Here is a 21,074-nt window from a genome sequence, read left to right as displayed (position 1 = left end):
TGCTCAAGTCGAGGAGCCGGCAGCACGCGCTCCAAAGCGGCGAAAGAGCCGGCAGTCAGCACAGAACACATATCGAGGTGACTTCCCGTGGGAATGGCTTCCGCACCATCGCTTAACACTTATGCGCTTAATATGAAGTTTCTGCTTATCGCTTGCGTCGTCACAGCCAACGCCATCGAGCCGATGATCGATCGAAGCTCGCCTTTGTTCACTCTTTACGAGACGATCTACGCGTTCCATATTCCGATGTTCGCTCTGGCGATGGGCTACTTTGCCAAAAGCTTCCGTCTCGACCGGCCCGGAATCGACGGGCTTTATACGATTGCGTATCAATATGTGTTGTTCCAGACGCTGTACAGCTTGGCGGATATCGTCTTCTTTCAAGCCAAAGGCGTGATCCATTCGTTCTTCATGCCCTATTCGCTGCTCTGGTTTTTGCTCAGCCACTTTTGCTGGAGGCTACTGCTGCGCGCGTTCGTCCATATGCGCCATCCGCTGATCGTTTCGCTGCTGCTCGGCGTCGCCGTCGGTTATCTCCCTTGGTCGGGGGCTTGGCTCAGCGTATCGCGGACATTGGTATACTTTCCATTCTTCCTTGCAGGATACTTCCTGCCGCAGCATTGGGAAACCATAGTCAAAAGGCTGCGTATGCCTGCTGTTCTTCTCGGCGCAGCCGTAAGTTGCTACTTCTGGCTGGGCGGACGAATCGATCCGCGCTGGCTGTACGGCAGCTTCACCTACGCCGAGGCCGGTCATCCGGAGTGGTATGCCGGAATATATCGCTTGGGAATGTACGGAGTGCAGGCGGCCGCTTCGATCGCTTTTTTGAGCTTGGTGCCCTGGGCGGCCGGCCGGATCACGGATTGGGGGAAACGAACGGGGTACGTCTTTCTGCTCCATGCCTTCATTCTAAAATCGCTGCTGGCGGCAGGAGTTTACGTCTACCTGCAAACCCCTTGGAGCCAAGGGCTGGCAATTATCGCCGGGTTCGGCATCGTCTGGCTGCTGTCGCAGCCATGGGTCGAAACCTACGCCAAACGATGGTTCGAGCCGGATATTACTTTCGTGAAGCGACTTATCCTTAAATCGCAAAGAACCCCGTAATCACGGGGTTCTATTTTTTATTCGCCCAGCCGCTCTAAACCTCTATGGATTCCCCATCGCCTTCATCACTTCTTCGATCGCGATCATTTTGCCAAGCGGCATCGGTCCGAGGATGGACGTATCCTCGAGATAGTAGACATGATTGCTTTTGGGAGCTTTCATTCCGTTCCAGATCGTGTTCTCCTTCAGCGTTTCCTTCACGCCCTTTTTGATCGGCGAAGCCCAGTTGTTGACGATAAAAATATGATCCGGGTTCATCGTCGCCAGCGTTTCGAGGGACAAGGACCCGCCCTTTTCGGTGCCGGGCACCGGCTTTAGTCCGAGCTCCTTGTAAAAGGCGGCAACGCGCTCCTCATTGAAGGTGATGAATTCCTTTCCGCCGTACATCGCGAACAAGACCGTCTCCCCGCTGCGGCTCGCCAGCTTCGCTTTGTATTCCTTCGCCTTGCGCTCGAATTCAGCCAGGAAGGCCGCCGCCTTCTCTTCCTTACCGATAGCCCCGGCAATCAACTGCAGCGTGCCTTTCCAATCCTCGGTATACGGAAAAATCACCGTCGGCGCAATTTGGCTGAGCTGCTCATATTTATCGGCCATATCGTCGGAGGCGATAATCAGATCCGGCTGCGACGCGAGCAGCTTCTCCATACTCACTTCTTTGCCCAGATCGATCACGGACTTCCCTTCGAGCTTTTTCTGCAAATTCGGGAAGGTGCTCATCATCGCCATCCCTTGGGCCGCCACGGGTATTTCGTCCAAAACGACCAAGTTGTCGAGATAAGTGATATAAGGCGCCGCGATTTTTACCGGCCGCTCCTTGATCACTGTTTCCCCTTTGAAATGCTTGATCGTCCTCGGAAAAGATGCTTGCGCCGCCGTCCCCTCGGACTTTTTCTGATCCCCTGAAGCGCCGGTTCCCGGGTTGCTTCCTGTGCATCCCGCAATCACCCCTGCCATCACAACCAGAAGCAGAAGCGATAACCAAGTTCGTCTGTACATGTTTTTTGGCCCTCCTTTGTTTTTGCCGCCGGCCCTTACGGTGCTTGTGCACTGGATGAATTGATAACGATTTTCATTATCAACAAATGGTATGCTACAATATCAGCGCGCTATAGTCCACCCCTGCACGGATTTTTTCTACGGTTTCCGGGATTTTTATGCGCGGCAAAAACCGCCAAAGGAATTTCCTCTGGCGGCTTGGAAATTCATGCCTCGTACCGGAAATATGAAGCTCCCGCTTCCCTTGCAGGCAAAAGCTGAGCTCGACCATCGCCGAATCCGTACGCAGCTGAAATTGACGGTTCCGCGTAAGCGTATAGTCCGAAATGACGATCTCCAAATCCGGACGCGGCACAAACCGGCGCAGCGCGCCTTCTCCGGACTGACGCGGAACGGGCAGCTGCTCGGTCTGATCGGCATAACGACGCGACAATTGAAAGCCGTCGAAAAACGCATTATAGATTTGATGAAAATCCGCAGCTATCATCGTTGGCACCTGAATCCTCTCACTCCGTAGTCGTTCATCCCTCCTCTTAAATGATAATGATTCTCAATCATTTAGTCAACCACGGCCTGCTGTTTCTCCCGGATTCCCCGGCTGCCCCACACATAGCCCGTGAGCAGCGCAAGCAGCAGGATCAACAGCCAGAACGGCGTCTCCGGGCTAATCCGGTACAGGAACGTGCCGCTCAACGGACCGAGCAGCGAACCGATCCCGATGGCTGCGGCGATCATCCCCGCGGCAGCGCCCTGTTCATGCTTGGCTACAGCCAAGGAAGCCCCCGAGGTGAAGCCGGGAATCGCCAGCCCCACCCCGATCCCCATCAGGGCAAAAGCGGCAAAGAACAGCGCGAGATGGCTGAAGCTTACGAGCAGCGCAAGACCGATAGCGAAGACCGAGACACCCAGCTGCAGCAATTTTAAGGGCGTCAGCCGGTTTTTGCGGACAACCGTGAACTGGACCAGCGCCATCATGAAGCCGATGCTGAACAGGGCTGCGCCGACCGCTTGCGCCGTTTCGGTCGCCGACAAGCCGAGCTTATCCTGAAAATAAAATCCGGCAGTCACCTGCGTCTGGATCAACGCCATCATGACGATCATGGCGACCGCAAGATAAGGAAATATTCCTTTGCGCAGCGTTTTTTTCTGCTGCCCGTGGGCCTGCGGCTTGAAATTCGTCATGCCGAAGGCGACCCAGAGCATGACGAGCAGAGGCAGAGCTACCGCGAGGTAGATCGGGGCCAGCAGGCTTAGGGCGGTCAGCAGCGCGCCGACCGCAGGACCGACGACAAGCCCGAGACCGTTGGCTGCGCCGATTAACGACATCCCGGCGGCGCGGTCCTTCTCGGTCGTAATATCCGCCATATATGCCTGACTGGACGACAGAACGGCCGGGAACGCGGCTCCCAGCAGCAAGCGCGAGATCAGCAGCAGCGTAAACAATATGGCAGGCTGGAACTTTCCGTTCAGGCCTTGCTCGGTCACCGCGACGAACATGCCGAAGCTGGCGGCCATTCCGATCAGTCCGATCAGCAGCACCGGCTTGCGTCCGATGCGGTCGCTCCAGCTTCCCCAGAACGCCGAGGTGAGCAGCACCATGAACGAGGAAGCCGCTACAATCCAGCCGGCATCGGTTTCCGAAAGTCCGAGCTCACGGATCAATGGAGCGACAAGCGGATTGAGAATGCCCAGACCGACATAACCGGTCAGCACCGAAGTAAAAATAATAGATTTGGCACGCATCTAACGATTCCTCCCTCCGTTTCGTTTCCTAATTGTAGAGGGAACGGAAGCCGGTGTCCGCCGTCCTGCGGAGCATGCCGAACACTGGAGGGATTATTTCTTTCGCTTAACCGATCCTTCTAGGAATCGATGCCGGACGCCGCAAGCCGTCTTCTCTTTAAAGTCACTAGCACGAACACGCCAAGCGCAACAAGACTTAGGATCAGATTTAGCATAAATATCATGTAAAAAGCGTCCGCTTCGTGCTGCAAGCTCCCGGCCCGACCGCTCAAAAGCCCGAGCCCGATAGCGGACCCCAGCACCATGCCCATATTCCGGGTCAACGCGATCATGCTGCCCATAACTCCGCTGTATGCGGCTGGCGTATGATTCATCATAAAGCTGTTGTTCGGGGAAGCGATCAGCCCCATGCCCGTTCCGAACAAAGCCAATACCACAATCATTCCCGGCAGGGACAAGCTGTTCAAGAACAAGACCATAAGCAGCGATCCCGCCCCCATGGCGCCTAAGCCCGAGATGATCAGCCGCTTGGGGCCGTAGCGGTCCGATAAGCCCCCGGCCAAAGGACCGGTCACCGCCAACAAAATGGGGTATGCTGTCATGACGTAACCGATCATGGCATGGTCGATCCGGGCAAAGGCCATTAAATAAAATGGGGCCGCAACCAGCACGGCATTGGCAAGCGCGAAGGAAAGCAAGCTGACGGTCAGACCGACGCCAAGCATCGGCTTGCGCATCAGGTGAACCGGCAAAAAAGGCGCCGGGTGCCGCGATTCCCAACGGAGCAAAATCAACAAGCTCATTCCCGAGACGACGAACGGTATCCAGGTTTGTGCCGATCCCCAATCGTTCCCGCTGCTTACAGTGGAAACCCCGTAGATCAGAAAGCCGATGGCAGCGGCAAAGCAGACCGCTCCCACGCCGTCAAACGAATGCGGCTTGCACGTGATCTGCCGTGACGGAATATAGCGATATGCCAAAAACGTCGCTATAACGGCTGCCGGAACATGGATGAGAAACAGCCAGCGCCACGTCAACCATTCCGTAATGAGCCCTCCGGCAATCGGTCCCGTCATAGCGCCCAGCGCAACAGCCGTGCTTAATACCCCTAATGCGCGGCCCCGCTGTTCCTTGGGCAGATGTACCGTTAGCAGCGCCATGTTCGTGGACTGGAACATGGCAGCGCCGACGGCTTGCATGACCCGGTAAACGATCAGCGCGGTAACGTGCGGCGCAAATGCGACAAGCACGGAGGAAACCGTGAATACCAAGTAGCCGAGGTTATGGACGGTTCGGTGCCCGAGCCGGTCCCCCCATTGGCCCATCAACGGAAGGCAAAGACTGATGACCAGCAGATAGGCGGTTGTAATCCACTGCACGATTGCGAGATCGGCTTGAAACGTTCCGGCGAGTCCGGGAAGCGCCACGTTCACGATGCCCGCGGTAAAATGCGAAATAAAGGCCCCCATATAAATCGAGAGCTTCATCCATGGGTTGGGCTTGAACTGTTTGTTGGAATGCTCGTTGAAGTCCATTCGATCGTCACCTCATTCGTTTTGCTTGCTGCTTGGACTGTTCCAGCTGAGACGTTCATTTAATTTAGTTTAGAAACTAAATTAAATGAACAAAAAAAGAGAGAAAGCATTACTTTCTCAAAAAATAAATAAATTTCTCTATCCCTTCCTCGAACGTCCTTATCCCTTCGGCGCCCAGCTCCGAGCGAAGCTGATCATAAAAGCTTCTATGCAGCTCCTCGTGCGCTTTGTGGGCGACTTTACCCTGCTCCTCAAGCGAGACGATGACGCTCCGCGAATCGCTCGGATGAGGGGTGCGGCGAACGAGCGCTTTCGCCTCCAGCCGTCCGATCATTTGCGAAGCCGCTCCCTTGGTGATGCCGAGTCTGGCGGCCAATTCGCTCATGAGGATGCCTTCCTCCCGGCCAATCGCGTCAATCGTATGAATCTCGGTCGGTGTCAGCGGGCCGACTCCGCCGTAATGGCGTGGATCGCGCTCAAGCCGCCGAATCTCCAAAATCAATCTGCCGAGCGGATGCCCTTCCCCTCTGTCGCCCTGCTTATCGTACGGTAAATCGGTATGTGGTTTTTTCATGATTTTAGTTTAGCTCATAAACTATACATTGTCAATCGCGTCATAACAAACAGAAGCACGGTCCGCCATCCTATCCGCTTCAAGCGAATGCCTGGGTGGCAAACCGTGCTTCTCTTCTTAAAGTAGACTGCTTTGCACTCTGGGCAACAGCCCTACCAGATCTGTTTAAAACTCAAGAAACGCATCATTCTCAAAATAATAAATAAATGCACAAAATAACTGGTCTAATGATGGTTTGTCCAACTGAGCTTTTGCATTTTCTACCACATCTTCAATACTTGCACCATCTAATGTTTCTTCCCAACCATATTTTTTAGCTTGTTCTGGCAAATACTCGTCAGAATCAGATGAAAAATCATAACTATCTAATTCAAATACCCCTTCTGTATCCAAACTCCATTCAGCTTGATTTGGCGGGAGAAAAAACCACGTGTCTGGATTTTTTTCCGGGGACATCAAAACATCCCGAATACGAATTAATGTAAAACTTTCCCACTTTATAAAATGAACACCTCACCTCTCATTAAGATTCTTAAATTACACTGGTGAGGAACTCAGTTTAGTCAAACCGGAAGTCGTCGTCGGTCAGCGGCTCGACGTGAATCGTGCGCACATAGCCGTTTCCTTTTTTGGAAAAGAAATCGTGCTGCTTCGTCCGCGTGCTGATGCCGTTCAAGACGATCGGGTTGATCTCTTCCTCCTCGAACAGCGGGTCTTGGCCCAGATTCATCATCGCTTTGTTCGCGTTGTAGCGCAGAAACGCCTTTACCTCGTCGACCAAGCAGACGGAGGCGTACAGCTGCTCCGTGTACCGCTCCTCGTTGCCGTGCAAATAGCGCAGCAGTCCAAGCAGCGTCTCGGTGACGTCCTCCTGATCCTCCTCGCTCAGCCCGGCGAACACCTCCTGCGCGAGCACGCCGACATACAGACCGTGGATGCTCTCGTCGCGCAGAATGAGATCAATGATTTCGCCGCTGCTTGTCATTTTCCCCTGCCCGGCCAAATAGAGCGGGTAGAAGAAGCCGCTGTAGAACAAGTAGCTTTCCAGCAGGACGGACGCACACATCGCCAAGTATAATTCCTTCGGCGTCCGGATGTGGTTGTAATACTGAGAGATCGTCTCCGCCTTCGTCTGCAAAAACACATTTTGCTCCACCCAGCGGAACACGCCGTCGATCTCTTCGGTTGTCGCCAGCGTCGTAAAGATGCTGCTGTACGATTTGGCGTGAATTTGCTCCATCATGCCCATGAAGCCGAGCACCGCCTTGCGCTGCAGCCCTTCGACGTGCTCCAGCAGCTTCGGCATCCCGACGCCGCCCTGAACCGTATCGAGCAGCGTCAAGCCGCCAAGCACCTTCATATACAGATCCCGCTCGTCGTCGTTCAGCGTCAGCCAGCTCATCTTGTCGTCGGACAACGGAATTTCGTCGTCGGTCCAGAACTGCATAATGTTCTGGTTCCAGAAGGTTATCGTAAAATCGTCGTCCGGACGGTTCCAGTTGACCGCCTTCAACACGCTCATACCATCGGCTCCTCTCACTTGCCTTGCTCGGATGCTGTCTCGTTACACGGAGCAGCTAATGCATTCTTCCATCGTCAACCGGTTCGTCCGGGTATAGTACAGCGACTTCAAGCCTTTGCGGGCCGCATAAATGTAATATCGTGCCAGCTGCCTCGTCGTCACGTCGCTGTTGACGTGCAGCACGGTCGAGATGCCTTGGTCAACGTGCGCCTGAATTTCCGCGATCAGATCCAGCACCTTGAACTGATCCATCTGGTAAGCGGACTTGTAATAGAAGAAGTTGTCCCGGTTCATGTACGGCATCGGGTAATACGTCGTCGAATTCGCGTACGTCCGCGTCTCGATCGGCTCCACGATCGGCATGATGCTGGAGGTCGCATTTTGGATATACGAGATGCTTTGCGTCGGGGCAATCGCCAGCCGGTAGGCATGGTACAATCCATGCGTGCGAACAGCCTCCTGCAGCGACCGCCAATCCTCGGGAGAAGGAACCGCCATTTGCCCGAACAGCGCCTTGACCTTCTCTGTCACCGGCCGGTAATCCGTATCGGTATAACGGGCGAAATAACTGCCGTCGGCGTAATCCGACCGCTCGAAGCCTGCGAACGTAACGCCCGTCTTCTTCGCCGTCTCCATGCTCGCTTCCAGCGAGTAGAAATTCATCATCATGAAGAAGCTCCGGACGAAGTCTTTGGCTTCCTCGCTTTCGTACGCGATCTTGTTCTTCGCCAGAAAGCCGTGCAAATTCATCGCGCCGAGCCCGACCGAATGCATCTCGCGGTTCGCTTTCGCCACGCCCGGCGCATTAGCGACATGGGTCATATCGCTGACCGCCGTTAACGCCATGATTCCTTCGCGGACCGATTCGCGTATTTTGCCCTGCTCCATCACGTTGACGATGTTCAGCGAAGCCAGATTGCAGCTGATATCGCGCCGGATGATGTCCGGCTGTCCGTAGTCGGCGATTTCCGACGTTTCCTGAAGCTGGAAAATTTCCGTGCACAGATTGGACATTTTGATCGAGCCGATATTTTTAAGCGCATGCGCCCGGTTGGCGTTGCTTTTGTTCATCATGTACGGGTACCCGGATTCGAGCTGCACCGTCGCGATCTTCACGAGCATGTCGCGCGCGCTCATGACCGCTTTCTTGCGCACCCGGTCGTCGGCCATCAGCTGGTCGTACATCTCGTCCATGTCCATGTCGTCGAGATGCGTCCCGTAGGCCTTCCAGACGGAGTATGGCGCGAACACATGAAGCGGCTCGTTGTCCTCAGCCAGCCGGTAAAACCGGTTCGGAACGATCAGCCCGATCGAGAGCGTCTTCAGCCGGCTTTTCTCGTCCGCATTAATCTTCTTGCTGTCCAGAAACTCCATGACGTCCCAACCGAAAATGTTATAGTAGGCCGCGCCCGAGCCTTTGCGCTGCCCCATTTGGTCGGCATACGAGAACGCGTCCTCCATCAGCTTCAGCACCGGCATGATGCCTTTGGCGGCGCCTTCCACGCCTTTGATCGGCTCTCCGCGTCCGCGCAGCTTGGACAGGTTCACCGCCACGCCGCCGCCGATCTTGGACAGCTGCATACACGTGGCGAGCACGTAGTTGATCGAATTGAGCGAATCGTCCATCTCCAGCAAAAAGCACGACACCATCTCGCCGCGCCGGCTTTTTCCGGCATTGAGGAACGTCGGCGTCGCCGGCTGCAGCCGCTGCTCCATCATCGAAGCCGCCAAGGCCCGTGCGGTGTCCGCATCGCCTCGTCCGAGATACAGCGCAACGATCGCCACGCGGTCGGGATAATGCTCCAGATAGAGCGAGCGGTCATTGCTTTTCATCGCGTAATCCGTATAAAATTTCGACGCCGCCATGTACGACTGGAACTGGAAGCCGTAGCTGTGTGTAATCCGGTAGATGTCCTCGACCTCTTCCGGCGAATAGCGGTCGTACACGTTCTCGTAGTAGTCGTTCTCGATCATATAACGGACCTTGTCAGACGTATCGGCGAAACGAATGCTGCTGCGCTCCGCCTCTTCCATAAACGCCCGGACCGCTTCCCGGTCCTTCTCCAGTTGAAAAAATCCGTCCGCTTCCCGCCGCATCAGCTGGTTGTTCAATTCAATATGCCGCAACGGTGTCCACCTCGCTTCTAAACGTTTCTATATCCCGCTTCGTTCCTGCAAGCTCGAATTTGCTCAGGACCGGCACGCCGTACATGGATGCAATCCGATCGGCGCTCTTGGCGAAGCCGTCGCCCCAATTGCGGTTGCCGCTGGCGGCGACCCCAAGCAGCCGATTGTGATTGCGCTCAAGAAAAGCGGCCGTTCTCTCCGGAACCTGCCCGAAGCCGGTCGTATAAGTAACAAGGACGAAAGGCTCGTCCATCTGCATGTTCTCCTCGATTTGAACCGATGGCATATTCAGCTTCCCGATAAATCTCCGCACATTCCCCGTTCTGGAATCGTACGCAATCAGCATGGGTCTTCGTCTCCTTTTTTCTCTCCCACCGACGTCCCGGGCGCGGCAAAAAAAGACGCCGCCAGCCCACGGAACGGACCGAACGCGCCTCAAAAACAGCATGTAAATAAAACATGCTGTCTAAGCACGATGCCGGACACGTTCCTATCTCCGTAGGGCGGGTGTCGAATGAACGGGCAGGTCTCCTGGCTCGGATTCATCGCTCCCTCCCCCTTCCCGGCCATTCTTGCGTCAAGACCAGTGGGCGAACTCGGAGGGACACTCTTCCTTACAGTGGCGGGACCGCGCCGGCTTTGCACCGGACTTCCCTATTAAGCCAGTCCGCGTCTCTAGCGGAAAGGCGCCTGTCCAATCACGATATGTAGATGATAGATTCAAATCTATAACAAGATGTTGTGCTTGTCAAGACTAATGCTCATGGCTTGATCGGGGTTCTGCGGGTGATTTTCGGGGCAAATCCGGTCCCGTCTGCGTCCTGATGCGGGTTCTGCAAATGTGGATTTTTGTTGACGGAGCATCCGCTTCCGGCCATGCTGCTCCGCAAAATCCAGACGAAAGGTCCACCAAATGACATCATAGATGAATAAATATTTTACTTCTACGCCCATTTCGAAAGCAAAGAACTGCCGGCCTCGTTTCTTAGCGGTACGGCAGTTCTTTTTCGTTTCATTAATTATTAATATCGTTAATTATTTATCACGATATCAAAATGAGTACGAAGCGCTTCGTCGTACTCTTCTTCGGACTGCGGTGTGAACGTTTGGACGCCCTCGGCGGTGAAAATCCGAAACTCCTTGCCGAACAACGTCTTGCGCCCGTCCCGGGTACGAATAGCGGCTATGGCATCGCTGATAAAGACCGAGTCGGGAGCGTTCTGGCACCAATAGCTCGCCATGATGAAGTCTTTAGGCAGCTGCGGCTCCTCGGTAAAGGAATATAACCAGCTCCATTGCCCGTGCTTAAGCTCGCTGAGCACCCAACCGTAATAAGGGTCGCGCTCCATCCGGTAGCATTCGTCTCCCTGCTGCTGCTCCAGCCCTTCGATCAGTTGGACGGGCTGGCGGGGCACAATCCCTCCTACTCCAACATCGCATAGATACGTCGCGCCCCCTGCCTCGACCTTCAAGACTTGGTGGCGGCGCTTGGGGGGCGGGCTCGACTCGTCGCGCCAGAAGCGGGCCACGAAATCCGTGACCGTGTACCCGAGCTCCCGCAGCAGCCAGCCGAAGAGCGTGTTAAGCTCGAAGCAGTATCCGCCGCGGCGGCGAACGACAATTTTGTCGATAAGATCTTCAACTTCCAATGACAACGGAATGCGACGTACAATATCCAGGTTTTCATAAGGCACCGTATGAATATGACGCTCCTGCAATTCGGCCAGCACAGCCGCGCTTCCGTCCAGCGGACCGTCATATCCGATCCGCTTCAGATAAGCGCTTACTTCGGGCCTCACATCATGGTGGCGATCGATCATTGTTTCAACTTCACTCCTTGTCGGCATTGATTAGCGTGTGACAAGGAAATGTATTCGAGGAGCATCCTCAAATATCCTTTTTTTCCGTATGATGCTGTTCATTATAACCGATCAACGGTACCCGGTAACATCCGCCGTTTTGCCTGCATCCTGCACCTCGACGATATACCGCCAGCAATCCGGCCGGGACCCGTCAAGATCATGGAGCCCGTACACTTGCGCAAGCTGGCCGCTGGACAAGGACTGGCCGTTCCACCGGGAAACCTTCGGGTCGGCAGCCAGCGCGGAAATGGCCCGGCCTACAAACCGCGGCGTTTCCGAGATCATGAAATGAGGCTCTTTGGAAGCGGCGTCGCGCCAGTTCTCTTCGTTCACCCCGAAATGCTCCAGCATGATTTCAGAGCGCATCCAACCGGGAGTCACTGCCACCGCCGTACATTGGTGTGGCGCAAGTTCATGGGCCAAAGACCGGGCCATGCGAATGGCGGATGTTTTGGCCAAGTCGTAAAACAGCGACAGCCGGTAATTTTGACGGTTGTATTCCTCCGTACCGTCGGTCATTTCAACGACCAGTCCGTTGCCGCTGCGGATTAATAAGGGCAGCGCAAAATGGCTCGTAATGATATGCGTATCGACAGCCAACCGCAGCATGCGAAGCCCTCCTTTGAGGGAATGCTCCCAAACGGGCACGTTCCATTGCATCAAGTACTCGGAGCCCCAAATGTCGTTGACAAGGATGTCCAGCCGCCCCTGCTCTTGTTCTATGCGTGAGACCAGATCCCGGACCTGGTCCGATTCGAGATGATCCACTTGAACCGCGATCCCTTTGCCGCCCGCGCGATTGACAAGCTCGGCCGTCTCTTCGATCGTCTCGGGCCGGTTATACTCGGAGCGTATCGCCCGGGTCGTACGGCCGGTGACATAAACCGTGGCTCCGGACGCTCCCAATTCAATTGCGATGCCTCGGCCCGCACCGCGCGTAGCGCCGGCAACCAAAGCCACCTTTCCATGCAAAGACTTCATCGATGATTCCTCCTCGGTCGTTGAATACTCCCTCATTGTAAACAAGTAAACCTGTCAACCTACGTCATATTTAAAACTTTCCCACCATCAATAATTCAAGGGGCCCGCTAAAAAAGAAACGGCACAAAGCGTCAAGACGTCTCGCATCTTGATGCTTTGTGCCGTAGATGTCCCCTCTGCTTCAAGCAAAAGCAGCAGGATTATTCAATACGCAGGCCGATCGTCCGCTCCCCTAACGAAACGGATTCCATCCCTGTTTCCTTGGCATACCGGACGCCGGACAGCAGCACATTGTCCCGCAGCACATGATCGAACCGCTCCAGCGCTTCCTTGAGCTGCGGATCGACGTCGAGCACGAGCGCGACGCGCTTTTCGATCGGCAGCTCCAGCTTTTTGCGGTAATCCTGCACGGCGCGGATGACCTCCCGGACAAGCCCTTCCTGCTCCAGCTCCTCGGTGATCGCCGTATTTAAAGCAACGGTGATTCCGTAGCCGGACGCGGAGGCGAAGCCGGTTTTGGCTTGTTTGTCCACGAGCAGCTCGTCGAGCGTAAGATGAAGCGTTTCTCCGTCGACCGTCACATCCAGGAAGCCCGCGGTGACGGCTTGCTTCGCTTCCGCGGCGGACAGCTGCTTCAGAAGGCCCTGCACCGGACCGACGAATTTGCCGTATTTTTTGCCCGCCACTTTCAGGTTCAGCTTCAAGCTGAAGTCCACGAACCCGCTGTCGCTTTGCTCGATGCGGATGTCTTTGACGTTGATCTCCTCTTTGACGATATCCGCATACCGGTTCAGCTCGAAGTCCCGGTCCAGCGAAACGATCAGCTCCGCCAGCGGCTGGCGGGTTTTGATCCCGGTTTCGTTCCGGACGCTGCGCGCCAGCTCGACGATTTGCCGCGCGGTTTCCATGTCCCGCTCCAGCGTCGGGTCCACCGCGGAATCGTTCGCTTTCGGGTAATCCGCGAGATGAACGCTTCCCTCGCCGCCAAGATTGCCGTAGATATCTTCGGCAATGAGTGGCGCATAGGGCGCGATCATGGCGGCAACCGTCAAGAGCGCTTCGCGAAGCGTCTGGTACGCAGACACTTTATCCTCGGTCATGCCACTGGCCCAGAAACGGTCGCGGGAGCGGCGGATATACCAGTTGCTCAGCTCGTCGACGAACGCCTCGATCTGCTTCGCCGGATTCAGGAAGTCGTTGTCGTCCAGCCCCTTCACGACCTGACACAAGGTGCTGTTCAGCCGCGATAAAATCCAGCGGTCCAGCTCGTTCGCGGAAGTCCGTGTCGGGTGCTCCTCCGGCTTATAGCCGTCGATCGCCGCATACAGCGCATAAAACGCATGCGCGTTATGGAGCGTGTCGATCACCTTCGATTTCGCTTCGGCGACGATTTGCTTGGAGAACCGCTTGCTGTTCCACGGCGCGCTGTCCGCCAGCAGCGCCCAACGGAACGCGTCGGTGCCGAATTCCTCGATGATTTCCCATGGATCGATGCCGTTGCCCTTGCTCTTGGACATTTTCTGCCCGTTCTCGTCCAGCACGTGCCCGGTCGAAATGACAGCTTTATAAGGTGACTGCCCGTTGTACAGCGTCGAGACGGCCAGCAGGCTGAAGAACCAGCCCCGCGTCTGATCGATCCCTTCGCAGATCATATCCGCCGGGTACTGCTCCTGGAACTGCCGTTCGTCGCCGAACGGATGATGGTACTGCGCGAACGGCATCGAGCCGCTGTCGAACCAGACGTCGATCACTTCCGGGGTTCTCTCCATCGTGCCGCCGCAGGCGCAGCGCAGCTTCACTTCATCGACATACGGCTTGTGCAGCTCCAAGCTCTCGTCAAGCGGCTGAATCGCCCGCTCCCGCATCGCTTTCCGGCTCCCCGGCGCATGCTCTTCTCCGCAATCCCCGCACACCCAGACGTTCAGCGGCGTCCCCCAGTAGCGGTTGCGGCTGATGTTCCAATCGACGAGCTCTTCGAGAAACTTGCCGAAGCGACCTTCGCGCAGGTGGGAAGGATACCAGTTGATGCTGCGGTTGTTCTCGATCAATTGGTCCTTGACCGCCGTCGTCCGAATGAACCAGCTTTCCATCGCATAGTACAGCAGCGGCGATTTGCAGCGCCAGCAGAACGGGTAGCTGTGCTCGTAGCGCTCTTTGGAAAACAGCAGGCCGCGCTCGGACAAGCTTTTCACGATATCGACGTCGCAATCCTTGACGAAGCGACCGGCAAATGCCGTCACCTGCTCGGTGTAACGGCCGGCCTGATTCACGAGGTTGACGTAATCCAGCCCGTGCTTGCGGATCGTACGGTAGTCGTCCTCCCCGTGCGCGGGAGCCGTATGGACGATACCGGTCCCGCTCGTATCGCTCACGTAGTCGGCATCGACGACGATATGCCCTTTATCCGGACGAATATAGCCGAAAGGCGGCTCGTAAGGGGTACCGACGAACTCCGATCCCTTATGCACCGACACGATTTCGTAGTCCGCCTTGAACACGTTCTCGGCGAGCTTCTCTGCGACGACATATACTTCGCCGTTATACTTTACCTTCGCATAGTCGATGTCTTTATTCACGACAAGCGCCACGTTGGACGGCAGCGTCCACGGGGTAGTCGTCCAGGCGAGGAAGATTTCGTCCCCGCGCTTGCTTTTGAATTTTACGGTTACGCTCAAGTCCTTGACATCCTCATAGCCTTGCGCCACTTCGTGGGAGCTGAGCGTCGTCTGACAGTCCGGACAGTACGGGCTGACCCGGTGGCCTTTATACAACAGACCTTTGCCGTGGATCACGGACAAAAGGTGCCAGACGCTCTCGATATATTCGTTGGTCAGCGTGACATACGGATGGTCCATATCCGTCCAATACGCAATCGCCTCGGTCAGCTCCCGCCACTGCTTCTCGTATTCGAACACGCTGCTTTTGCATTGTTCCACAAATTCGGCCACGCCGTACTTCTCGATCTCCTGCTTGCCCGAGATGCCGAGCTGCTTCTCGACGCCCAGCTCGACCGGAAGACCGTGCGTGTCCCAGCCGGCTTTGCGGACGACGCGGTAGCCGGACATCGTTTTGTAGCGGCAGATGAAATCTTTTACAACGCGCCCGAGCACATGCCCGATATGCGGCGAGCCGTTGGCTGTAGGAGGCCCTTCGTAGAATACGAAATTCGGCCGTCCGGTCCGGTTTTCGATCGATTTGCGGTGCGTTTCGTCCCGTTTCCACTGCTCCAGCACGCGAAGCTCGCGAACTCTCGCTTTTTCTTTCACGTCAATTTTTCTCACAGGTCTCATCCTTTCTTCTTGAAAAACAAAAAATCCCGCCCCGTAAGGGACGAGATTCGTTCTCGCGCTACCACCCTTGTTCCGCAGCGATCATCATGAAACATGATCCCGCGGCACCTCCACGACGTACCATCATACGCGTCCCTTGTAACGGCGGAACCCCGGGGCTGCTTACTAAAACTTCAGCATTCCTTCTCGGAGAGGATGTTCGGCTAATTCTTGAACGTTGGCTTTCAGCACAAGGCCAACTCTCTAGGGAACAAGGGATTAGCGTACTCGTTCTCGTCAATGAATTTTACAGGCGATTTAATTACTACAGTTGTACACCAGTTTCGACCAAATGTCAACAGTGCTAATCGCGCGGCGCGAACAAATGGGACAATGCATTCGCCCCGCCCCGTTACCGCCAATCGGCCAAATGCGCCGCTACCTGCCGGGCCAACTAAAATAAACGATAGACTCTTCCTTTATTCAATTTTAGTCACTTTGCTCCCCCGTGTTCCGAACCCGCGGGTGCTTACTTTGACATCAACGTCGACTTTAGTCTCGCTGAACTTCTCGTCCCAATCGTCTTTATATTGTTTCCATGTATTGTAGTTATGTATTTTCAATTGCTCGGCAAACCCGGCCACATCGACCTTATACGTGTCCTTTGTTTTGTTAAGCGCTTTAAGAACGAGATGTTTGATTTGCTTTGCCGTCAATTGATTCACTTTATGAATGAAATCTTGTTCGAAGGAGCTTTCTTTGGTCCAGTTTTCCCCCAAATATCCTTCCGAATCGATCGAAACGCGAAATGAAAGCCGATCCCGCTTCACAACCGGTACGATCTTTGACCGGATATAGTCAATCTCGTAAACAAGTTCTTTCCGGCTATTCTCATCGACAATTTTCACGATACCTCCCCTGCTGCCGTGCCTCGTGCCCAGAATCCAGTTGATTCCGGAAGTTTCATCCGCGCTGAGCCAACCGATGCATGTTTTCTTCTTTCCTGAAATGACAGCGGCTCCTCGCAATTTCACCTCTTCCCGAAGCGGGATGAGTTTTTGAGCCAGAAAACTTTTTTTGGCAGTCAAGTTCTCGGACAAATCGCCCAATGTCACCAAACGCGGCATTTCCGAAGTTTTATAATCATTTTTTGTCGTTCCCCACAGAACTATAGAAGGTATTCCCTTTTTATCCGATTTCATTTCAAGCACTTTTCTCGCATTCCCGGGGACAAATAAGATTTGAACCGTACGCCTGACTTCATGATCCCTAAGAAACAGATCCGTAAGATCGGTCAGGTCCAGTGTGGAAGCAAGCTTGTCACTAATGACAATGACTTTCAGATGCATGAAGTAGGGAGACTTGTCCGTTCTATTCGATGTTTCGCGTATGATTTGGAATATGCTCTTGCCTTGGCCGGTAATGTTATTATAGGCTTTCACCGTTTCTTCCTTGCCTCCCTTTGTCGTATTGACAAATTGTTGGGTCATTATGATTTCATTCTCTGACGATGACTCCGCCTTATCAAGGGCTATTCCGACGACCATACCGATTAGTTCGATCTCGCGGCGATCCCAGCATCCCGACAATAGAATGACCAAGAGGATGAGAAACATAGCCATTGTCCGATGCAGGATCATCATTTCCTCCTCCTTGCCAATGCGATAAGGAACAAGACGCAAGGTATCACTCCGGCGATAAAAATCGCCGTCATTCCAACCCTGTCCCCTAATTGGAATACCGCGTTTATATCCGGTGGAGATATCGCCAACCAGTAGATGACAGGCAGCAAACCAAAATGGAAATAGACAATTTTTTTATTCAGCAGTTGACTGAGTCCAAGGCTGGCAAAATAGCTGGGAAGCACATACGTCGTAAAAAATTCGATGACCCACACAACGAAAAAGATCGCTTCGAAATTTTCAAAAAATCCTCCGGGAAATTCAATGCTCCTGGCAAGCTCCATCGTCGGCCATGTTAACGTTGTAACTTCATCTATCCCGAACGTTCCGATCACCACGACGGCATTCGCGACATACAACAGGAGCGGTATGGATATGCCTACGGCAACCGCCTTCACTGCGTTTTGGGGCTTGTTCATAAATGCCGTAAGTAACAAAATAATTTCAAAACCCGAATAAGGCAGAGCCGTCGTTTTGATGACTTTTATAACGGGACTTATACCCTCGCTAAGCACCGGACGCAGGTTATTAAGATCAACGTTTTTCGAAGCAACGATGAAGACGATCACAATAGCTATAATCGTTATCGGCAAAAATAGTTCCATCAGCCTAACGGTCGGATTGACTCCGCCCATGACCAAATACAAACCGACAGCCATAAATGCGATCATCATGGCCTGTATCGGAGTTTGATTCAGCAGGTAGTGATTCATGACCTCCGCCTGTATTCGGAGTTCCAAAGCGGCAGTGCCGACAAAATAAGCGATCATCACCAAGCTGATCAGCCATCCGACCGGTTTGCCGACGATGAGACCGGTGTATTGAAAAAACGTCAGACCTGGAAATCTTTGACTCAATTTGGCACCTACGCCACCTGCAATCAGGCATATCATTCCACCCAGCAGCATCGCAAGCCAAACGTCCGGGGTTCCCAGCTCCATCGCTGCGAATCGGGGCATTACAATGAAGCCCTCAGCGATAATATAAGAGCTAATACTCAAGGCCGTCTGGGAAGTCGATATCTGTTCCTGTCCGCTCACGCTCATGTCGTACCTCCATTGGCTTATGGCTTGGCGCGTTTACGTTCCCCCGGTTTCAGAAACTCCGGACGTTTTCTCATCAACTGAAGCGGGAATCTGACAAACGTGTCTTTCCAATCGTTCAACCGGTAATGAACGAACGTACCCGCGTAATTGACTCCGAAGCTTTTCAATTTCATGACGTGGGAACAAACAAGCAGAAAAACAAGCATGATCCCGTAAAGACCGAATACGGCAGCGGCAAACATCATAAAAAATCTGAGAATCCGGATTGAAATGCTGATTCCATACTGAGGAAGCGCAAATGAAGAAATGGCCGTGACGGCTACGACGATAACCATTATGGGGCTGACAATGCCGGCTCGTACAGCGGCTTCCCCGATAACGAGACCCCCGACAATCCCTACGGCTTGACCGATCGGCTTAGGCAAGCGGATTCCCGCTTCGCGCAAAATTTCAATCGTTACTTCCATAATCAGCGCTTCGACTAAGGTAGGAAAAGGAACGCCTTCCCGGCTCGCGGTAATGGACATTGCCAAGCGGGTCGGTATTAAACCCGGATGATAAGAAGTACAGGCAATATATATAGAAGGCAAAAAAAGTGCAAAAAAGGCGATAACGAACCGTAATAAGCGCACCAGGGAACCGATGGGCCACCGTTCATAATAATCTTCCGGAGATTGAAGCAGCATGGGGAATGTGACAGGTACAACCAAAACGAAAGGGGTGCCGTCCAACAAAATGGCGACTCTTCCTTCCAGCAAAGCGCTGACTACTTTATCGGGCCGTTCGGTAGACATGGATTGCGGAAAGGGGGAGTAATGATTGTCTTCGATGAACTGTTCGATATATCCGGACTCCGGCACATCGTCGATATCGATTTTTCCAAGTCTGAGCATCACGGTTTCTACTATATGATCGTTAACAATTCCGTCCATAAAGGCTACTGCGACGCTTCTTTTCGTACGCCGCCCCAATGTGGTCTTCAACATGGTGAAAGCGGGATCTTTGATACTCCTCCGCAGGAGAGAGATGTTCGTTTCTATACTCTCGATAAATCCTTCCCGCGGGCCTCGCACTAATGTCTCCGATACCGGCTCATTGATTGATCTTCTTGTTCCTCCGCTCGTATTCAGCACGATACCACCCGTAACGCCGTCTGCGATCAAGACCGATTTTCCGTCGAGAATGCTTTCAATGCAGCCGTTTAAATCGTTGAGCTCGCCCACGTCTTCCAGCTTGACCACATGAGTCATCATCTCTTCCTTAAGCTTGCCGGTCATGGCGACTTCCTGTGATATCTCCATTAATAACAACGGCTTTATCACGTATTCATTGAGCTTTTGGCTTTCTACGAGGCCTGAGATATAAATAACAGCGGCTTTAATCCCGCGACTGCCGATTGCAAGCTCGCGAAGAACGACATCATGGTTATGGCCGATAACGTTCATGATCATTCGGGAATTAGCGGCAAGATCGTCCGTCAGCTTTGCGGTTTCCATTGCAAGCTTTCTCCTCTCCTATTCCCGCTTATCTTTCCATAAAACGGAGGAGTATATGCACGGTTTTCCATCGTCTCCAGGCCGATACCGCAATATCCCCATATCGAGTAGGCCTATGCGCAAGCGCATAGGCCTCTCATAGATCCGGACGTGCGGGTCAACGCATCCGGCTCTTCCATGATTATCAATTACCGCCAATCGGCCAATGCGCCGCTACCTTTTCCTTCTTCAGCACGGCTTCCTGTTCGGCCTTATCCAGCAAACGGAGAATTTCACAGCGATCCGGTTCGCCCTCCGGAATCCGGCTCGACGCCCCGTTCGCACACCGTGGCGCCCTGCGCTTCAAAGCGCTTCAGCAGCGTGTCCCAGCGCCCGATCCATCCTTTGACTCTCTCTCTCATGCTTCTGCTTTCTCCTCCAGGTAACTTTCAATTTGCGGAAATCGCTTCAGCAAATAACGGATCAACGCGATGTACCGCCGCTCGTCATCGTCCTCTCCCTCGTGCTCCAGCCAGTATTCCCCGTCGGCGAGGTCGCATACTTCGTAAGCCGTCGCTTCCCGGCACTCCGGGTGCCGTAAAATCGCCTCGATCGGCTCCAAGTCGTCATCCCAGTTAAATTCCAGCACATAAGCGTGCATAAGCTCCGGCATATTCAACAGATGCAGTCGGGCCATGCGCTCCTCTGTCTCGGTATAGAGCAAAGTATCGACAATTTCGCGTTCCGCCTCCGTCAGCGTTAACCGGATGGCCCCTTTTGTGCCAAGCAAAAGATCGGCAATTTCCGGTTGATTTCTCGCCTTAAACCAAGGCGTATGTGCAATGCCCTTCGGATGGTCCAGTTCGATGCCATGCGCGATCAGCAGCTCCACCGCCTGCTTATTGCCGAACTTGATCGCTTTTTCCAGTACCGTTAAGCCGAGCTTGTCTTCCAGTTGCGGATCGGCTCCCTTGGTGAGCAAAACGCAAACATCTCCAGCGGCGCTTTTTGCGTAATGATGTAGTGCAGCGGAGTGCGGCCGGACTTGTCTTGCCCGTTCACATCGTCTGCTAACGCTGCGGCTTCGAGCGCCTCCATCGAACGGTTTTTGATCGCTTCAAAAAGTAACATAATATCCCCCTTATTACTTAACTACTC

The 21,074-nt window shown here is 53.9% G+C and carries 19 protein-coding genes, 1 riboswitch and 1 other annotated feature; of the genes, 1 reads left to right on the top strand and 18 read right to left on the bottom strand.

Going from position 1 to position 21,074, the window contains the following annotated elements; genetic code table 11:
• Window positions 1–93 precede the first annotated feature (93 nt).
• Window positions 94–1,104, top strand: coding sequence for an acyltransferase family protein (locus tag NLX71_RS06565; protein WP_254362685.1), 1,011 nt, complete (start codon window positions 94–96; stop codon window positions 1,102–1,104).
• Between the two features lie 42 nt (window positions 1,105–1,146).
• Here NLX71_RS06565 and NLX71_RS06560 read toward each other — a convergent pair whose 3' ends face one another.
• The 18 genes from NLX71_RS06560 to NLX71_RS06480 all read right to left on the bottom strand — a co-directional run bounded on the left by NLX71_RS06560 (window position 1,147) and on the right by NLX71_RS06480 (window position 21,047).
• Window positions 1,147–2,100 (bottom strand): ABC transporter substrate-binding protein, encoded by a 954-nt coding sequence (locus tag NLX71_RS06560; RefSeq protein WP_254362684.1) that lies wholly within the window; start codon window positions 2,098–2,100, stop codon window positions 1,147–1,149.
• Between the two features lie 94 nt (window positions 2,101–2,194).
• Window positions 2,195–2,596: a hypothetical protein gene (locus tag NLX71_RS06555; RefSeq protein WP_254362683.1), complete on the bottom strand. Its 402-nt coding sequence runs from the start codon at window positions 2,594–2,596 to the stop codon at window positions 2,195–2,197.
• Between the two features lie 62 nt (window positions 2,597–2,658).
• Window positions 2,659–3,843: an MFS transporter gene (locus NLX71_RS06550; protein WP_254362682.1), complete on the bottom strand. Its 1,185-nt coding sequence runs from the start codon at window positions 3,841–3,843 to the stop codon at window positions 2,659–2,661.
• Between the two features lie 119 nt (window positions 3,844–3,962).
• Complete coding sequence (locus NLX71_RS06545; protein WP_254362681.1) at window positions 3,963–5,378, bottom strand: MFS transporter; 1,416 nt, start codon at window positions 5,376–5,378, stop codon at window positions 3,963–3,965.
• Window positions 5,379–5,487: 109 nt separating this feature from the next.
• The gene (locus tag NLX71_RS06540) at window positions 5,488–5,952 is read right to left on the bottom strand and encodes a MarR family winged helix-turn-helix transcriptional regulator (protein WP_254362680.1); all 465 of its coding nucleotides are present in this window, start codon (window positions 5,950–5,952) and stop codon (window positions 5,488–5,490) included.
• A 165-nt stretch (window positions 5,953–6,117) separates the two neighbouring features.
• Window positions 6,118–6,423 (bottom strand): DUF7716 domain-containing protein, encoded by a 306-nt coding sequence (locus NLX71_RS06535; protein ID WP_483874623.1) that lies wholly within the window; start codon window positions 6,421–6,423, stop codon window positions 6,118–6,120.
• 88 nt (window positions 6,424–6,511) lie between these two features.
• Window positions 6,512–7,474: a class 1b ribonucleoside-diphosphate reductase subunit beta gene (gene nrdF / locus NLX71_RS06530; RefSeq protein ID WP_254362678.1), complete on the bottom strand. Its 963-nt coding sequence runs from the start codon at window positions 7,472–7,474 to the stop codon at window positions 6,512–6,514.
• A gap of 42 nt (window positions 7,475–7,516) precedes the next feature.
• Window positions 7,517–9,601 carry a class 1b ribonucleoside-diphosphate reductase subunit alpha gene (gene nrdE / locus NLX71_RS06525; protein ID WP_254362677.1) on the bottom strand — a complete coding sequence of 695 codons (2,085 nt, stop codon included), beginning with the start codon at window positions 9,599–9,601 and terminating at the stop codon, window positions 7,517–7,519.
• Complete coding sequence (gene nrdI, locus NLX71_RS06520; protein WP_254362676.1) at window positions 9,588–9,947, bottom strand: class Ib ribonucleoside-diphosphate reductase assembly flavoprotein NrdI; 360 nt, start codon at window positions 9,945–9,947, stop codon at window positions 9,588–9,590. The genes nrdE and nrdI overlap by 14 nt, the downstream gene beginning before the upstream one ends.
• A gap of 158 nt (window positions 9,948–10,105) precedes the next feature.
• Window positions 10,106–10,310, bottom strand: a riboswitch (cobalamin riboswitch).
• A gap of 322 nt (window positions 10,311–10,632) precedes the next feature.
• Window positions 10,633–11,421 carry an arylamine N-acetyltransferase family protein gene (locus NLX71_RS06515; RefSeq protein WP_254362675.1) on the bottom strand — a complete coding sequence of 263 codons (789 nt, stop codon included), beginning with the start codon at window positions 11,419–11,421 and terminating at the stop codon, window positions 10,633–10,635.
• A gap of 111 nt (window positions 11,422–11,532) precedes the next feature.
• The gene (locus NLX71_RS06510) at window positions 11,533–12,444 is read right to left on the bottom strand and encodes an SDR family oxidoreductase (protein WP_254362674.1); all 912 of its coding nucleotides are present in this window, start codon (window positions 12,442–12,444) and stop codon (window positions 11,533–11,535) included.
• A 200-nt stretch (window positions 12,445–12,644) separates the two neighbouring features.
• Window positions 12,645–15,725: an isoleucine--tRNA ligase gene (gene ileS / locus NLX71_RS06505; RefSeq protein WP_254362673.1), complete on the bottom strand. Its 3,081-nt coding sequence runs from the start codon at window positions 15,723–15,725 to the stop codon at window positions 12,645–12,647.
• A 42-nt stretch (window positions 15,726–15,767) separates the two neighbouring features.
• Window positions 15,768–16,023: a binding site (T-box leader), on the bottom strand.
• A 169-nt stretch (window positions 16,024–16,192) separates the two neighbouring features.
• Window positions 16,193–17,356 (bottom strand): Ger(x)C family spore germination protein, encoded by a 1,164-nt coding sequence (locus NLX71_RS06500; RefSeq protein WP_254362672.1) that lies wholly within the window; start codon window positions 17,354–17,356, stop codon window positions 16,193–16,195.
• On the bottom strand, window positions 17,353–18,441 hold the full coding sequence (locus NLX71_RS06495; protein WP_254362671.1) for a GerAB/ArcD/ProY family transporter: 1,089 nt from the start codon (window positions 18,439–18,441) through the stop codon (window positions 17,353–17,355). Before NLX71_RS06495 ends, NLX71_RS06500 begins: the two co-directional genes overlap by 4 nt.
• 17 nt (window positions 18,442–18,458) lie before the next feature.
• Entirely contained in the window at window positions 18,459–19,937 is a 1,479-nt protein-coding gene (locus NLX71_RS06490) for a spore germination protein (RefSeq protein ID WP_254362670.1), read from the bottom strand.
• A 272-nt stretch (window positions 19,938–20,209) separates the two neighbouring features.
• Window positions 20,210–20,338: a hypothetical protein gene (locus NLX71_RS26525; protein WP_302058099.1), complete on the bottom strand. Its 129-nt coding sequence runs from the start codon at window positions 20,336–20,338 to the stop codon at window positions 20,210–20,212.
• Entirely contained in the window at window positions 20,335–20,898 is a 564-nt protein-coding gene (locus NLX71_RS06485; protein ID WP_254362669.1) for a DUF4274 domain-containing protein, read from the bottom strand. The genes NLX71_RS26525 and NLX71_RS06485 overlap by 4 nt, the downstream gene beginning before the upstream one ends.
• Window positions 20,850–21,047, bottom strand: a complete 198-nt coding sequence (locus NLX71_RS06480) for a hypothetical protein (RefSeq protein WP_254362668.1) — start codon at window positions 21,045–21,047, stop codon at window positions 20,850–20,852. The genes NLX71_RS06485 and NLX71_RS06480 overlap by 49 nt, the downstream gene beginning before the upstream one ends.
• Window positions 21,048–21,074 lie beyond the last annotated feature (27 nt).

This window comes from Paenibacillus sp. MZ04-78.2 (genome assembly GCF_024213375.1).
In the GTDB taxonomy this organism is placed as follows: domain Bacteria; phylum Bacillota; class Bacilli; order Paenibacillales; family NBRC-103111; genus Paenibacillus_G.
The sequence above is the reverse complement of the archived record's forward strand: the minus strand, read 5'-3'. Positions and strand labels throughout refer to the sequence as shown.